We start from the raw sequence: 1224 nt of genomic DNA on the forward strand, positions 1-1224 counted from the left end.
AGAGTGGCCCATGTGATCACTCCAAGCTCATGTAACTCATTCGATGCAGCAGGAACGTCAGCATTCAGATCTAGCGAATAGTCTTCAATACCTGGCACTGAACCAATAGCGGTGCGCACTGCACTTACAAGCAAGGTACTAGCAGGGCTTAACGTTTTGAAATAACTGTTGATACTGGTCTGCACACTGGCGCGAAGCTCTGTGTTATCTGGCGTGATATTGATGTCTAAATCCGTCACTTTCAGCGTTAACTGAATAGGCACTGGCTCAATGCCAGCAGGACGACCAACGTCACTGCCTGTTGCTGGGTCTTTATGGCGATAAATGTAATCAGACATCGCTTGTTGGTCGGTGACATTAGGTAAAATATTTGAACGACCATCAAACACAAAGGCGTAACCAATCGTTGAGCCGCCCTGATAAGCATCAATCGCCCATGCGCGACTCACGCCTGCCACCTCACGACACCAAGCGACGTAATCATGCACAGCGCCGCCCATAGGAGGATTGCGCTTACGAAACAGCAAGCGTTCAAGCACTTCAGATACTGGCTCATCATCTGCACCACCTGAAATTTCGCCAGTGGTGCCTTTGGGTTGTACCCCTGGCACTGTAGAAACTAGAGTTAATGTTTCGCCAGCAGCTAGGTTGCCTTGCGTGCCGACCTCTTGTGCTTCGACATTAACGAGAATCACTCCATTTACTGGGGCTACTGAGTGCAGAACATCGAACAATCGACCATCAGAGTGCATCAGCGTTATACCTGCTGATATTGGACTCGCACCAGTTAAAGTAACAGGGCCTGTTGCTTTCGATGCGAGCTTTTGCACCACACCTTCAAAGCGTGCGGTATCGATAATCGTCTGGTCTTCAGATTCAGTCGAAGGGATGATTTGACGGACAATCCAAATATGGTAATCGTACAGGTCACGAATGCTGCCACTGACCGCAACGTTAAGCGCTTGCTCGACACCGAACTTAGGTAAAATCGTATCTAATGACGCTTCAATGTCGATTAAACCGCTTTCAATCAACTGTCTAAGTGTTGGAACGTTAAACTCCACGTTGCGCCTCCCATCGTTTGGATACAGTAAAAGAAATGACAGAATCGTCAGGTTTGACGATTTCAAAAGGCTTTGTTGCTTAATTCGGTTGGAAGACATGGCAGCCTAAAGTTGTTCGGTTCTTAAGCAATATACTGAGTTTCAGGCATACCCAGTCCTG

The 1224-nt window shown here is 47.6% G+C and carries 1 protein-coding gene; it reads right to left on the bottom strand.

Annotated features, from left to right (window positions below; translation table 11 throughout):
- Positions 1-1064: baseplate J/gp47 family protein (locus tag B5D35_RS23855; RefSeq protein ID WP_078754867.1), on the bottom strand; the 1064-nt coding region annotated here is incomplete at its 3' end.
- Positions 1065-1224 lie beyond the last annotated feature (160 nt).

The sequence above is a fragment of the Enterovibrio nigricans DSM 22720 genome (assembly GCF_900167155.1).
Taxonomy (GTDB): domain Bacteria; phylum Pseudomonadota; class Gammaproteobacteria; order Enterobacterales; family Vibrionaceae; genus Enterovibrio; species Enterovibrio nigricans.